Below are 15305 nucleotides of genomic sequence, written 5' to 3'. Positions count from 1 at the left end.
TTTTTTATCGCTTTTTTCGCTTATCCCGAAGGATTTGCGAGGCAGTTATTACTCGTTGTTCAGTTTTCAAAGAGCAAACTTTTCTATCGTTTGTCTTGCTTGTTTTTCTTGTCGACCGCGTGTTTCTCTCGGCCGGAATTAGAATATATCATGCCCCCCTCCAATTGGTCAAGCATTTATTTAAAAAAACTTTAAAAAGCATGTTTTCACTCGATTTTCGGTAAAATATAACCAATTACTTTCAAATAAACTTAACAAATTCCAACTTTATAAACACTTCGTCATTATAATAGAATAATAATATGATTATTCAGCCATTTATCCAATTTTAGAGCTAGTTCACAAGAGGGAGCAATAAAAATGACATTATCAGAAATCGAACGTATTCAAGCTCTGCTTCCACAATGGGTTGAATCAAGCCGTGAACAATGCAGCAGCGGCAAAGTTGCCTCCTATATACCCGAGCTGTCGAAATCACCGATTGGGGCATTAGGAATTCACCTTATTGATTCAAACGGCCTTTCTATATCTGAAGGCGATACAGATCTCTCTTTTACGATGCAAAGTATTTCTAAAGTATTCACGCTCATTTTAGCGCTAATGGATAACGGAGAAGATGTCGTTTTTGACAAGGTTGGCATGGAGCCTACTGGAGACAACTTTAATTCAATGCTAAAGCTTGAGCTCGTACAGCCGGGCATTCCTTTTAATCCACTAATAAATGCTGGAGCCATTGCGATCTCTTCTTTAATTGCTGGCAAAGATCCTGCTGAAAAATCTGCACGAGTGTTAGACTTCCTTCGCCTTCTTTCTAATAATAGCTCACTTGACTACGATATGGACGTCTATCGTTCTGAAGCCGATACAGCGAACCTTAATCGTTCAATGGCATATTTCCTCAAAGATAACGGTGTTCTGCAAGGATCAGTTGAAGATGTTCTTGAAGTTTATTTCCGGCACTGCTCCATCAGCGTAACCTGTGCAGATTTGGCTCAAATGGCTTTGGTGCTGGCGCATAACGGCAAAAATCCTACAACCGGAGAACAGCTTATTCCTCGCCGCTTCGTTCAAATAGCCAAAACCTTTATGATTACTTGCGGCATGTACAATGCCTCTGGAGAGTTTGCGATTCATGTCGGGTTGCCAGCCAAGAGCGGCGTATCCGGCGGTATTTTAACGCTGGTGCCTGGCCGTTACGGTATCGGATTAGTTGGTCCATCGCTGAACCGAAAAGGAAACAGCATCGCTGGTGTTGCTCTTCTTGAGTCATTATCGAGAGAGTTTGAATGGAGCTTATTCTAATATACTGCCTTACTTGAAAACAAAAAGGATGACTGCTTGCGATAAACTCGCTGGGTCATCCTTTTTTTACTGTTTGGATTACGACTGTGGATCAATTAGCTTCACATTTTTGTTCAATATGAAAAACTGCTCCGCTTTCTCACGGTGGTCTTCCGTTATTTGGCCACTAAGGGACCTGTAAGCGATGAACACGGCTGTTGCATCATCAACAAAACCTGCTACAGGTAAAAAGTCCGGAATAAGATCAAGCGGTAAAATCCAATAGGCTAAAGCTCCAATAGCTGTGACCTTAGCAGATAGCGGCGTCTTGGGATCAGCCGAGCAATAATAAAGCGTGACTACTTCTTTAGCGAACGGCACCTTAGCTGCATGTCGCTTCACTTTTGCCCAAAACCCTTCCTCTACATACTTCGTTTGCTTCTCATGGTCACCTAATTTGCTAATGTACTTTTCTATATCAACTTCCTCAGGCGGATTGATTTGTTTATGATCCAAGGTCCTTTGAAGCCCTTCTTCTGCATCTTTAAGATCTGCATCATCAATCAGTATCGTACCGCAAGAGGAGCATTCCACAACCATTTGCCTGTTCGCTTCGACATCATTTTGGTTTCCACATTTGGGGCACAGGGTAATAGTCATACATCCCACCTCCTTGATATAACTAATAATACTCTCCATCCCCTAAAATAGTTGCAATAAGGTTTGCGTATATCAGTAATAGTGTGCCATGCAGACGTTTAATCTGATTCACTCAACATGCCATTATTAAGCTGCCCATTAACGAGCGAGCTGTAAAAGCCTTTTTGCATAAGGAGCTGTGAATGAGATCCTTTCTCCAAAATGGCACCGTCACGCAGCACTACAATCTGATCCGCTTGTTGAATGGTGTTCAGACGATGGGCAATGACAAAGCTCGTTCTCCCTTTCATAAGCCGCTGCAGCGCTTCCTGGATTTTTATTTCGGTCACCGTATCGATACTGCTTGTCGCTTCATCTAATACAAGGATTGAAGGATCTGCTAGAATCGCTCTGGCAATGGCAAGAAGCTGCTTCTGTCCTTGGCTAATTCCGCTGCCGTCTGATTTGAGTACGGTCCCGTACCCGTCCTTCAGACGAGAAATAAAGGAATGCGCATTTGCGAGTTTTGCAGCCTGCTGGACTTCCAAATCCGTTGCATCCAGCTTGCCGTAACGGATATTTTCATAGATGGTGCCCTCGAACAAAAATGGGTCCTGCAGTACAAACGCCATATGCGAGCGCAAATTTTCACGTTTGAGCGTACGTGTATCGTGCCCATCAATCATAATGCTGCCAGAGCTAGGATCATAGAACCGGCACAAAAGCTGGATGAGCGTTGTTTTACCCGCTCCGGTTGGACCTACTAGAGCGATCGTCTCTCCTGGCGTAGCTTCAAAGCTTACCTCGCTTATCGTAGCTGTCCTTCCTTCATAAGCAAATGTTACTTTATCAAAAACGACTTTTCCGCTTACTTCTGCCAGTTCGCGAGCTGCTCCCTCATCTTTTCGTTCCTCGTCTTCGCTCAGCACATCAAATACACGTTCAGCACCAGCGACCGCAGATAATAGCGTATTCCACTGGTTAGCAAGGTCATTAAGCGGTCTTGTGAACTGCCTGGAATATTCCACAAATATAATAATTGTACCGACCGTTATTTGATCATTTAAAACAAATATCGCACCTATTCCTGCAATGATCGTGAAGCTTAAGTTGTTTAACGCGTTCATCAGCTTCGGAATGAAACCAGAAATCGTCTGCGCCCAGAAGCCAGAAACTCGAATACGCTCGTTTCGCTCCTTGAAGGCGGAGATGACTGTTTTTTCCTGAGAAAAAGCCTTCACTATGCGTTGTCCTGACAATGTTTCTTCTATATAACCATTTAAGTCGCCAAGATTGCGCTGCTGAGCTTTGAACAGTCGGCCGGTTTGTTTTGTGATCCATTTCATCCCAAGCACCATAAGCGGCACAACGAGGAAGGTTAATAGAGTCAAAAGCGGACTAAGGGACAACATAACGCTTACGGTTCCAACAAGAAGAAGGATACTTGAAAACACCTGAATCACAGAGCTATTTAAAGATGAGCTTACGTTTTCTATGTCATTCGTAACGCGGCTCATGAGTTCACCATGCTGACGCTTGCTGAAAAAAGGGATCGGCAGCCTGTGCAAATGGTCAAACAATTCGACCCGCATGCGATAGACCGTTTTTTGCGAAATGGTTATCATCCATATACTTTGGAGCCACATCGTGATCGAGTGAAGCGCATAAACGAGAGCCATCAATAGTAGAAAAACAATAATTCCGCTATCTCTGTTCATCAAAAAGCGATCGATTGCGGTACCTGCCATATAGGGTCCTAGCAATGAGAACGCAGAGCTTAATATAACCATTACGATGACAGCTGCAAGTCTGCCCTTATAGAGGATTAGGTAACTCCACATTTGCTTCAGTGTTTGACTCATATTTTGCGCGCGTGGTTTACGTTTACCTTTGCCTGCTGCAGTGGATTCGACCGCTTCCCCAGATCTTTGGTACTGAAAAGGCTCCTTTAATTGTCTAAGCACGGGACACACCTTCCTTCCCGAACTGTGACTCGTATATTTTCTGATACAAACTGGATTCACGGATCAACTGGTCATGCTTGCCTTGTGCCAGCAATTGACCTTCATCAAGCAGAAGGATGGAATCCGCAGCTACGGTTGAGCTTATTTTTTGCGTGATGAGGAATGTCGTGCAGCTCATATTTTTAAGTGCTTGCAGAAGAGCAGCCTCAGTCTGTACATCGAGTGCGCTTGTGCTGTCATCAAGCAGCAGCACAACCGGCTTTCTAACTAATGCCCTCGCAATCGTTAGACGCTGCTTCTGTCCTCCTGAGAGATTTACTCCTTTTTGACCCACTATCGTATCGTATTGTTCCGGCAGCTTCATAATGGTGTCATGGATTTGAGCTAGTTTGGCAGCCTCTATGATTTCTTCGATGCTGGCATTCTCCTTGCCCCAGCGAATATTATCCGCCACCGTGCCTGTAAACAGCATGATTTCTTGCGGAACATAACCAATCTGCTTGCGAAGCTGCTCAAGCTTCATTAAGCGGTTGTCTTTGCCATCCACGCGAATCACGCCCGTCTGCACATCGTACAGTCTAGGAATCAGTTGAATGAGCGATGTTTTGCCAGAACCGGTCGCACCCATAATGGCAATTGTCTCACCCGGTAATACCGAGAAGGATATATCTCGCAATACATGCAGATCGGAATCTGGATATTCAAAAGATACGTTCTCGAAGGAAACGTAGCCATCGCGAAGCTTTACCGCTTCATCGCTGTCAACTGTATCTGTTAAGTCGATATCCGTTAGCACTACCTCTTCAATCCTTTGAGCTGAAGCGCGCGCTCTCGAGAAGTTGACCACGATCATGGACATGATGGATAAAGCACCAATCGTCCTCATCGCATAGTTGACAATGGCAACCACCTCACCTACGGATGCTCCATTCCGATCGAGCTCGATTCTGCCAAACCACAGCACGGCTATAACAATCGCATTCATAAATAACAGCACGATAGGCATCGTAACTTCCGTTAAACGAAGAGCGGATACCGTACGATCCATCAGCTGCTCGCTGGAAAATGCAAAGCGCTTCGATTCATGCTTCATCCGAACGAATACACGCACGATTCGCATGCCGATTAAATTTTGCTGCATCACGCTATTCACTTGATCCAGCTGCTTCTGAACAGAACGAAAAAGCTTTTCTCCCTTTTTAAGCACCCAAAGCAGAAAAACACCAAGAAACGGAATGACCGCAGCAAGCCAAATCGCCAGCTTAGGCTGAACGATAAAGGCCATTACGATACTTCCGATTACAAGCAATGGGGCGCGAAGCATAATACGCAGTCCCATGAACACTGTATTTTGCAGCTGTGAAACGTCATTCGTTAATCTAGTAATAAGCGATGATTCCGGAAAACGATTAAAATTGGCAAATGAGAACGATTGCACTTTTTCATAAAGCCGCTCTCTTAAATCGAATCCGAAGCTCTGACTTACGTGTGAAGCATAGAAAGAACTAAGTATCCCTACAATAAAAGCGATAACAGAGCAACCAATTAGAAAGCCGCCCCATTGCAGCACAACCGATAAATTATTATTATCAATACCATCATCAATGATTTTTGAAATAATATACGGTTGAAGCAGCTCCACTACAAGCTCCACCAGCATAAGCAGCAGAGCAACGTAAGCAGCAAAACGATATTTTTTGAGAAAAGTGAACATAGTCAGCATCTTTGTTCCTCCGAGTAATAATGGCTTAGATTAGCTATCCTACTCATTATATCTTTTTGAACAGAAAATGGTATGCACGATTATAAACTCGGGGCAGTCTGAGGGAGGGGTGCGCCTGCTTAAGGCAGTCAAGCTGCCTTAAACACTGCGCGCATCTTCATAGAACACTCGGAACATAATATCGTGATTATAGTTGCCAAAGCCCTTGCCATATAAGGTTAACCCGCCTACGTTAACGGCATCTTCCTTCACGCCAATGCGGAATGTCCAGAAATTACGCTCCAACCCAATTTCACCGATACTAGTTGATGACATATGCTGTCCATCAATTAGCGTCCCATCCTCTTGAATGCGTATCACCTTCAGCAGTCCGTATTGATTAACCCGATCTCCCCACCAAGCCGGTGAGAAACGTCCTCTTACATCACCATAATCACCAGGGCTCGTCCACATGCCGATATCCATTCCATTAAGGGAAAAATTTATGTCAGATGGCCAGTTATCGTTTACCCCTGGCGCTTCTGAACCCAGCTCCAATGTAATTTCAAGTGCTACAGGACGTTGTCCCGCTAGCAAATAATTCGGCACCTTGTATTCCACATAACCTTTGCCGAACCAAAGAATGCCTGCATTCATACGCTCCGGCTCCAAGAAGAAACGCGGATCGTCAAATTGCCCAATCAGCTTCTCCGTTGTAGCAATGCCGCAAGTCGGAAACACTTCAAATTCTGTAAAATGTCCAACTGGCACACTAACGTCATGCACCTTCTTCACATCCAGCGCCTTAGGAGGCAGTTCAATCGTTATGGTACGTTCAGCAAGCGAGCAAATTTTATGTGTGCCGCCATGTTTACGAACCATCTTCGTCTCTACAATGCCAGCCTTCTCCAGCTTCCGAATATGCATCGTTACAATCGCGCTGCTTAGACCAATAGCTTCAGCAAGCTCCTTTACGTTCATCATATTTGTTGCAAGCAAATTAATGATGGAGAGCCTGACAGGACTAGCCAATGCCTCATATAAGGGCAGCCAAGCTTCATCCGTATTCGCATTTATCATCACGATCTCCTCCTCTCTCTATACTATAATAATAGAAGGGCATCCCAAAAGCCGCAATCGCGGCTTCCGGATCCCCTTGTTGATTCCATTATAGTTTAATACGAATAACGTTCCACGATGCTTTGCTAAGCGTCGCGGCAATTTTCCCGCCATCTGCAAGCGCAGCATTGCCTGCTGTGTGAGGTGTTACGCGATTAGGCGCGTCTGCCGTGTTCGTCATTTTCAAATCATCAGACTCAAGCACGATATGCTCAATTAGTTGGAAAGCGCCGAAGCTGCGCAAATCGATTTCGAATGGAAGCGATTCTTCCGTGTTGCGGTTAACCGCAAAAATCGTTACTTCCTCTTTCTCTTCATTATGAACGGCTACCGTTTCCAAGTATGGCACGTCTGTAAAATCCTTTGTATCATGCTTCGGCGATTTCACTAGCGGTACCAGCACTGTGCCACGACCGAAAATGCTTGCGTGCATGTATGGATAATAAATCGTTTGCTTCCATGCAGGTCCGCCATTTTGCGTCATGATTGGTGCGATCACGTTAACCAGCTGTGCGATACAAGCCATCTTTACACGATCTGCACGTTTAAGCATACTGATCAGCATGCAGCCAACAACAAGTGCATCTTCATGATTATACACGTCCTCAAGCTGTGGCGGAGCAATTTGCCATGGATCAAGCTTGCGGTCTTGTGCATTCGAATGATACCACACATTCCACTCGTCAAAGGAAAGGTTGATTTGCTTCTTTCCACGTTTTTTTGCTTGCACATAATCACAGGTTGAAATGACTGTATTAATGTAGGAATCCATGCTCATAGACTGTGCAAGGAAGTTTTCCGTGTCGTTATGAGGGTTCCCATAATATTGATGAATCGACACATAATCAATCGTATCATAAGCAAGATCAAGTACGGTAGCTTCCCATTCAGGGAACGTCGGCATTCCGATGTGCGAGCTTCCACATGCAACTAGCTCAATGGTCGGATCAACCCATCGCATCGCTTTTCCTGCTTCGTTAGCAAGTCGACCATATTCTACAGAAGTTTTGTGTCCGATTTGCCAAGGTCCATCCATTTCATTGCCGAGACACCATGTCTTTACATTATGGGGATCTTTATAACCATGCTGGATACGAAGATCGCTCCAATATGATCCTGACTTATGATTGGAGTATTCAATCAAGTTGCGTGCATCATCAATGCCGCGAGTACCAAGATTTACGGCCATCATAGCGTCTGTATTCACCTTTTTGCACCAGTCCATAAATTCATTAAAGCCGATCCAATTGGGCTCAACCGTTCGCCATGCAAGCTCAAGCCTCTTCGGACGCTGATCTACGGGACCAACACCATCTTCCCAGTTGTAACCGGATACAAAATTACCGCCAGGATAACGGACGATAGGCACATCAAGTCCCTTTACAAGCTCAAGAACATCGGAGCGGAAACCCTGCCCATCTGCTTGCGGATGATCCGCCTCATAAATGCCGCCATAAACCGCACGCCCAAGATGCTCTATGAATGATCCATATATACGTTTATCCACTTCCCCAACTTGAAAATCCTTATCCACTATCATTGTCGCTTTGTTTGTCATGATCATCCACCTCAATTAAATTAATAATTTCATTAATTAGTCAGTTAATCGTTAATAGTGATTTATACTACCATTTAACTACACGTTTGTAATTAATTCAAGTGTTAATTTTGAGGGATATGAATTTATGTTTATGTTAATTCATAGGGATAGAGAACCGATTCTTTATTCGAGACAAGGTAAAGGTTTACGAAGACACAAATTTATAGTTCAATTTGCCTAGTTATTATCAATTGTTTCTTGAGTTAGTCCTCTATTTAGACTACTATGGGACTATAAGGTAATTCCTTTGTTTCAACACTACGGCAGGAGTTGAGAGCATGAGCAGTACTATACGCTCACTAGAAGATGCAGCCGACCATATTATTGACACCTTGAAGCACTTTCTACAGGTTGACACTTTATTGATAGCTACAATTGATCATAATGGAAGCAGAATCATACGAGCGCTCAACCGTCATGAAAATGAAGGAACCAATAGCTTACCGTTACATTTGCTGCAAAGTTATTGCAATCTTGTTTTAGAGCAGGATTGTTCCATTCTTAACATCACCAATACACTCGATGATCCGCGTACAGCCTCTTTACCTATTACCCAGCAACTTGGAGCACAAGCTTTGGTCGGAATCGCTGTAAGAACAGCTGACCAGGCAGCAGTTGGTACCCTATGCGCCATAAATAAAGAACCGATTCATCTAGATGAAAGGCAGCTCGGATTTCTCCATTCGATGGCCGCTTTTTTCGGATATATATTGGATTTAGAAAACGCAAGTGTTACAGACAGCTTGACCGGTCTTTACAATCGACGTTATTTATCTCATTTGGATCATGCTGGCTCGGACAAGCAGTTTAGTGTGATGTTCATCGACATCGATGATTTTAAAGAGGTTAATGATTCGTTCGGTCATGACTTTGGTGATTTGCTGCTGCTTCAAATTTCTAAGAGACTGAAACAAGACGTCAGAAAAACCGACATCCTCGTTAGATACGGTGGAGACGAATTCGTCATTTGCTTTCAGCATTTGGTGGACAACCAAGATATCGATTTTGTAGCCAGTAAAATAAAAAAATCGATTGACGAGCCATTCACAATCGATGGTCATATCATTCATATTTCCGCTAGCATAGGCATTAGTTCAACGCACGGCACGGCTAGCACGCTAAAAGAATTGATAAGCAACGCTGACCTAGCGATGTACGACAATAAGCAAAATGAAAAAAAACTTTGAGATTGTCTGTTTTCAATTTGAGTTTTAACTCGAAGTGGCGGACGTCCAAGGTTTTTTCTTTTTTTGATCGCCACACATCCTGAGTCCATCCTGTACACTTCGTCATAACCTTGACCACCCGCTCATACACATGGTATGAATCGTATTTTCGCATGCGGAGGGATGACGGATGAGACAAGATGAAATTCGTGCACTGGAGCGATCCATTGATGAAATAACAGAAATTGCTACCGGCTTTGGATTAGACTTTTATCAAATGCGCTATGAGATTTGCCCAGCAGAAATTATTTATACCTTTGGCGCGTATGGTATGCCGACAAGGTTTAGCCACTGGAGCTTTGGAAAAACGTTCAACAAAATGAAGCTCCAATACGACTTCGGCTTAAGCAAAATTTACGAACTCGTTATTAACTCCAACCCCTGCTACGCGTTTCTTCTAGAGGGCAATTCTCTCATTCAAAATAAACTCATCGTCGCCCATGTGCTCGCTCACTGTGATTTTTTCAAAAACAATGCACGCTTTGGTGTTACCAATCGCAATATGGTCGAGAGCATGTCTGCTACGGCGGATCGTATTCATCAATATGAAATGGATCATGGCACGGAGGCGGTCGAAAAGTTTATCGATGCGATCCTCGCCATTCAAGAGCATGTCGATCCGACGCTCATTAAGCCTTATCAATTAGATAAGAAACGTTATATCGAAATGGTGCAAAAGGACAGCGAGCGTTCAGAGTGGAATATCCCTTCCTCCTCTTACGATGACTTGTGGAATCTAGACCCGGATCGAACCGCTGCCGCCGCATCAGCCGCTCAATCGCAGGCCGCTGACGCCAAACGTTTTCCGCCACGGCCAGAAAAAGATCTCATCTGGTTCATTGAGGAATACTCCCCTACTCTTGAGGATTGGCAGCGCGATATTCTATCTATGCTTCGTGATGAGATGCTCTACTTCTGGCCGCAAATCGAGACTAAGATTATGAACGAAGGCTGGGCTTCGTACTGGCATCAGCGAATCATACGCGAGCTTGATCTGACTAGCGATGAAACAATCGAGTTTGCTAAGCTGAACTCCTCTGTCGTGCAGCCATCCCGGCACACCTTGAATCCCTATTATCTGGGCCTAAAAATATTCGAGGATATCGAGCGCCGATTCGATAACCCAACGAAGGAAGAACAAGCACGCTTCGGACGCGTTCCCGGCAAGGGCAGGGAAAAAATGTTTGAGGTACGCGAACTCGATTCCGATATTTCGTTCATCCGCAACTACCTGACGAAGGATCTGGTTAATGATCTCGATCTGTACATTTTCGAGAAAAAAGGCCCTGAATGGAAAATTACCGATAAGTCGTGGGAGAAAATTCGCGATCAGCTTGTTTATTCGAAAGTAAACGGCGGGTTTCCTAGCTTGATGGTTAAGGATGGGGATTTTAATCGGGTGGGTGAGCTTTATCTTATTCATGAATATGAGGGGATGGAGCTCGATCTGAAGTATGTGGAGCGTACGCTGCCTCATGTCGTTCAGCTTTGGGGGAAGAACGTACACCTTGAGACGTTTGTTGAGGATAAGAAGATTGTGTTCAGCTGTGATGGGAAGAAGACGAGTCGGAAGTTTGTTTGAGTTAATAGGATAGTGCTTCTTAATTCTGCATTGAAGAGCTATGACGCATCACCTCTCCCCCTCGTTTAAACAAAATAAAAAGGCACTTAGGGTACGTATCCTAAGTGCCTTTTCTAATTTGACTATATCCGATCAGTAATATTAAGCTTTTGCTATATTCAAGTAAATAAAATCCCTCTTTGTTTACGAGTTAAATAAAAAAGTCCTTATAGCATGTGATGATGGACAAACTTATTCTAGATTAAGTGGAACAATGGACAAAGAAAAGAGACGTATCAGAGATACCGTATTCCAATCGGAACAGGGCTTTCAATATACGTCTCAAGTATACAACTCACGATTGTTGAAACAGTAATGTCAGTTTAATTTATAGATAAGTTTTCACTTAAATTTCCTTGTATTCTAAGAAAAACTTTTTTTATAGAGTACGGATTATATTCTGGTTTTGACCAATATCTAGAAACAAGCAGTAAACAATTCATTTGCTCATTCTCTAAGCCACCAATATGACTAAGATATAAGCGTTCATCTTGCTCAGAAAACAACCATTCTCCACCAACACGTATTATAATATATTCTCCTAATGCAATTGCAGCATTAATAATGAAATCCCAATCCGGCTCTTTAGCACCATCAACTGAAAAAACGCGTATATTATGTTCTAAATTATCAATAAAGTCCAGATCCTGATAATTCAAGTTATAAAGCTCAATAAAATTAAATTTCCTAATTTCTAATTCATCCTTAAGTTTCAAGTAATTCCCCTCGTCAGGATTAACATCAGCTTTACTCATAATATTTAACCATTCCATACCACCACGGTTTAAAATAACATCTGTTAAAGCTTCTAGCACAGCAAAATATGAATTTTCATCAGAATACTCCAATCCAAATGGACTTAGCTCCTTAGCTAGTTGATGATGGATAGCTACCTTTGTTTAAAATTATTATGAAAAGGTAGGAGCAGGGAATTCATCAATTCTCATACGAAGTAAACTATATGGCTTCTCCCTCAGGTCTCTTCCATAATGAAATCTCGCCTGCCGATGTAATTGATTCACAATGACATATAAGTATTGATCGGGGCCAATCGAAAAAGTATCCGGCCATAAAATTCTCGGGTCATGCGCGATGGTTTCCATTGCACCATTCGGCAATATCTTCCGGATACTGTTGTTTTCATAGTCTCCCGCATAAACGGTGCCGTTTGCGCCGGTGATCATTCCATCAGACGCACCTTTTTCCCCCCAATAGTGCACATATTGGGATAAATTCATGTCCTGTATCCTTATATCTCTTAGGGCTTCTGTTGAGATTGAGAACAGTTGACGGCTGGTTAGCGGAGCATAAAATAAAACCTTTCCATCAGGAGAAATCGCTAAACTATCGGAAGCCAATCTAAATGGGGAAGTCGAGCCGTCCGGGTTTCGATTCATCAAAATTTCACCTTCTACTTTCGGTAAAAAATAGGGATCAGGTGAAGTTGATATTGCCCCATTTAACCGTCTAAACGCGTTCCCATTTTCTAAATCTACGACGATAATAGCTCCTGGCCCTCTGGAAGAAGAATCCGTTATATATGCATAGCCTGCTCTTCCAACCCGAAAATCCAAACGGACATCATTCAGATAAGTTGTTGGCAAGACAACATCTTCTGTAAAGGTATATACTCTTCTTATTGTATTCGTGCTTAAATCAACAGCCACTAATTTTGCTCCCCCTTGGATAGGTTCAGAAAAATTTGGTGCCCCTGTATCTAGTACCCAAAGTATTCCTCTTCCATCTGCAAAGATACTTTGAACACTGACGAAGTTAACCAAATTTATTTCTAAACTGGGATAAGGCTGCATTTCACCCTCAACAATTTCCGCCACAGTAAATTGAACGTCGTCTCCCCATTTCGGAAAGCAAACAAAAATACGGCCGGTTTCGGAAACGCTGACACCTGTAGGCATAGCCCCATAAAAAGCATGCACCAGTTCAAACTGCCCAAAATATTTTTCCTTAGGTAACATAGGTTGCATGATATCCTCCTCATCAAATCCGAACGGATATCAACTATATATGATGAATTTTTTTTGTAATGCCTGGTTCTTGATAAATTTTTCTATCGTGATGAATGCTGTGGGTTTCAACTTCCCATTATTAAAAACGTTGTGTCTGCAGCTATAGCTTGTTAAAACATTTTTCAGTTGATAAACTGGAAAATGTTACAAAGATAAAGTCAAGACATATGCACTTGTCTTCAAGTACATGCGGTTTCTACATTTCATATTCGGTGTTATCTTTTTTTCGTTTGCGCATCAACACTTGAATTAATTGCTTCACTTATTAGTGTCCTTCTGTATGCCTCGCCAAGAACCCATCTAGGATCTCTGCCATTGGTCCGTTTTCTAACGGTCCTTTTAGTTCGTTCCTAACCAACAGCAAAGCAGCTGCAGGAGGCATATGGATTGTCCGTAGCGCTTCGATCAGAGTATTCTCTTCGTCACTTAATTTTTTTATGTACTGTAGCTCTATCGGTTCAGGTATTATCACCAGTGTTTCACTCTCTTTCAGGGGTGGTTTATCCTACCTAGTTCAAGGCGTCATTAAATACCAAATTATCCTGTTTGACCATGTTTTTGTCATTCGTCCTGACAAATTACAAAGAAGTGCTGTCACACATTTCCCTTCCCCTTTATCTAATAAAATGTAGACCGTATCTTTATTATTAGCGAATGTAATTGCTATTAACCAAGAAGGACGTTACAGAATTGTTTACCCGCGTTCAATCAGACATCAACATGGAGAGATATCTCGTTTTAAAAATAGTAACAGTTGTTATTTTGCACTTCTTATTTTGAGTAAATCTCTACAATTTCCGTTTGATGACAAAGGCAGTCCGCCAGAACCTTATGGTGGACTGCCTTTTTGCTGCAATAAGTAATATTGCCGAAATAAAGAGGTAAATGACGAATATCGTCGAATAGGATGAAAATGGTAAAATTGATTCTGATTTAAGTGGTATTTATTATGAGCAAAGAAATAAGAGATAAACATACTAGAATAAAAAAGCACTTAGACGAAACCAATGCTGATTCCTTAAATTCCTTCTCAGATCTGACAGAGAATCAGCTATCTGTTTACTGAAACAGCTAAACTTGTAAGCTACTACAGGCATATTCGCAAGACTTAGAAATTTAATAATGCCTAAAAAATAGTACCTTAGTGAATAAAAACACATAAGCAGCCAATCATAATGATCGGCTGTTTCCTTTTATTAGATGAGGAAATGTCATTTTGATAATGCAGCAGACTATATTGCTCAAGTACATCATGAGCACTCCATATCCTTTCGTTTGGATCATGTAAGATTTTAAAACTCTCGTGGATAGGTTGTTTTTGGAGTATATCCCTTTGTCTGAATCGATTACCGCGCAATAGCATCAATCTCATCAAGGAAGAACATACTAGGATTCCGAATTGCAATCAAATATTGATTGTTGATGTATAGTTATTCAACTTTCTAGTTCGCAATAGCTTTAAAATAAAAAAATATGACTTACACCTCTACTATATTAATTTAAACATTACTTTTACGAATCCTTTCATATTATTTGGGACATGATATCCATTGTGACTACGGAATATGTAGCTCTCATTAAAACGAAGGAGGGAATTTAGATGACTAACAACGAAGAACTCAATCGAAACCTTGATTCTGACCAAAATAGTACCAATACGGATAGAGCTGACATCGGAAAAGCTGTAGGAACGGCAGGTGGTATAGCTGCAGGTGCAGTCGTAGGCTCTGCTTTGGGTCCTGTTGGAACTGTTGTTGGCGGTATCGTAGGTGCAGCATTGGGCAATAAGGCTGGCGGGGCTGCTGACGATATCAACGACAATGACGAATCACACCGAAATGATTAAAATGGTAGATAGTCAATCGATATTAGATGTGTGAATGCAATTAAAAATGTTTGAGATGGTTACAATAAAAAAAATTTCACTTCCTAATGCTGCATTTCGAATTAATTCGAATATGCAGCATTATTTGTTTTTACTTTAGGTAAAATCTAAAATCAATGGAAAAATAAGTTAGTCAAAAAAACAAATTATAAAAGTTGGATAAAACAAGAATCAAACATTCAAAGTTAACAACAACTCGCTTTTACAAAACAACTTATTCAACAATTTGTTTGCACATCAG

11 protein-coding genes are annotated in these 15305 nt (G+C 42.1%); 4 read left to right on the top strand and 7 right to left on the bottom strand.

The features are described 5' to 3' along the window. Nucleotides 1-360: 360 nt before the first annotated feature. Complete coding sequence (gene glsA / locus BK120_RS33135) at nt 361-1302, top strand: glutaminase A (protein WP_076271731.1); 942 nt, start codon at nt 361-363, stop codon at nt 1300-1302. A 78-nt stretch (nt 1303-1380) separates the two neighbouring features. On the opposite strand, the gene BK120_RS33130 is transcribed toward glsA, so the two are convergent. From BK120_RS33130 to arfA, 5 genes are all read right to left on the bottom strand, one after another. Next, nucleotides 1381-1941: a DUF1232 domain-containing protein gene (locus BK120_RS33130; protein ID WP_256711100.1), complete on the bottom strand. Its 561-nt coding sequence runs from the start codon at nt 1939-1941 to the stop codon at nt 1381-1383. A gap of 98 nt (nt 1942-2039) precedes the next feature. Next, nucleotides 2040-3884, bottom strand: a complete 1845-nt coding sequence (locus tag BK120_RS33125; protein ID WP_076271730.1) for an ABC transporter ATP-binding protein — start codon at nt 3882-3884, stop codon at nt 2040-2042. Next, nucleotides 3877-5607 carry an ABC transporter ATP-binding protein gene (locus tag BK120_RS33120; protein ID WP_076271729.1) on the bottom strand — a complete coding sequence of 577 codons (1731 nt, stop codon included), beginning with the start codon at nt 5605-5607 and terminating at the stop codon, nt 3877-3879. Before BK120_RS33120 ends, BK120_RS33125 begins: the two co-directional genes overlap by 8 nt. A gap of 138 nt (nt 5608-5745) precedes the next feature. Further along, nucleotides 5746-6666: an ArsR/SmtB family transcription factor gene (locus BK120_RS33115; RefSeq protein ID WP_076271728.1), complete on the bottom strand. Its 921-nt coding sequence runs from the start codon at nt 6664-6666 to the stop codon at nt 5746-5748. Nucleotides 6667-6754: 88 nt separating this feature from the next. Further along, nucleotides 6755-8263 carry an arabinosylfuranosidase ArfA gene (gene arfA, locus BK120_RS33110; protein WP_083682723.1) on the bottom strand — a complete coding sequence of 503 codons (1509 nt, stop codon included), beginning with the start codon at nt 8261-8263 and terminating at the stop codon, nt 6755-6757. Between the two features lie 320 nt (nt 8264-8583). On the opposite strand from arfA, the gene BK120_RS33105 reads away from it, so the two are divergent. Together BK120_RS33105 and BK120_RS33100 are read left to right on the top strand one after the other, a co-directional pair. After that, nucleotides 8584-9492, top strand: coding sequence for a sensor domain-containing diguanylate cyclase (locus tag BK120_RS33105; protein ID WP_076271726.1), 909 nt, complete (start codon nt 8584-8586; stop codon nt 9490-9492). Nucleotides 9493-9661: 169 nt separating this feature from the next. Beyond that, nucleotides 9662-11113 (top strand): SpoVR family protein, encoded by a 1452-nt coding sequence (locus tag BK120_RS33100; RefSeq protein ID WP_076271725.1) that lies wholly within the window; start codon nt 9662-9664, stop codon nt 11111-11113. 362 nt (nt 11114-11475) lie between these two features. On the opposite strand, the gene BK120_RS33095 is transcribed toward BK120_RS33100, so the two are convergent. Together BK120_RS33095 and BK120_RS33090 are read right to left on the bottom strand one after the other, a co-directional pair. Beyond that, nucleotides 11476-12000, bottom strand: a complete 525-nt coding sequence (locus BK120_RS33095) for a hypothetical protein (protein ID WP_076271724.1) — start codon at nt 11998-12000, stop codon at nt 11476-11478. Between the two features lie 60 nt (nt 12001-12060). After that, a complete protein-coding gene (locus BK120_RS33090) occupies nt 12061-13137 on the bottom strand; it encodes an L-dopachrome tautomerase-related protein (protein ID WP_076271723.1) in 1077 nt (358 codons plus the stop codon). A gap of 1642 nt (nt 13138-14779) precedes the next feature. On the opposite strand from BK120_RS33090, the gene BK120_RS33080 reads away from it, so the two are divergent. Beyond that, a complete protein-coding gene (locus BK120_RS33080) occupies nt 14780-15025 on the top strand; it encodes a hypothetical protein (RefSeq protein ID WP_076271721.1) in 246 nt (81 codons plus the stop codon). Nucleotides 15026-15305: the final 280 nt, after the last annotated feature.

Source organism: Paenibacillus sp. FSL A5-0031 (assembly GCF_001956295.1).
Lineage (GTDB): Bacteria > Bacillota > Bacilli > Paenibacillales > Paenibacillaceae > Pristimantibacillus.
The sequence above is the reverse complement of the archived record's forward strand: the minus strand, read 5'-3'. Positions and strand labels throughout refer to the sequence as shown.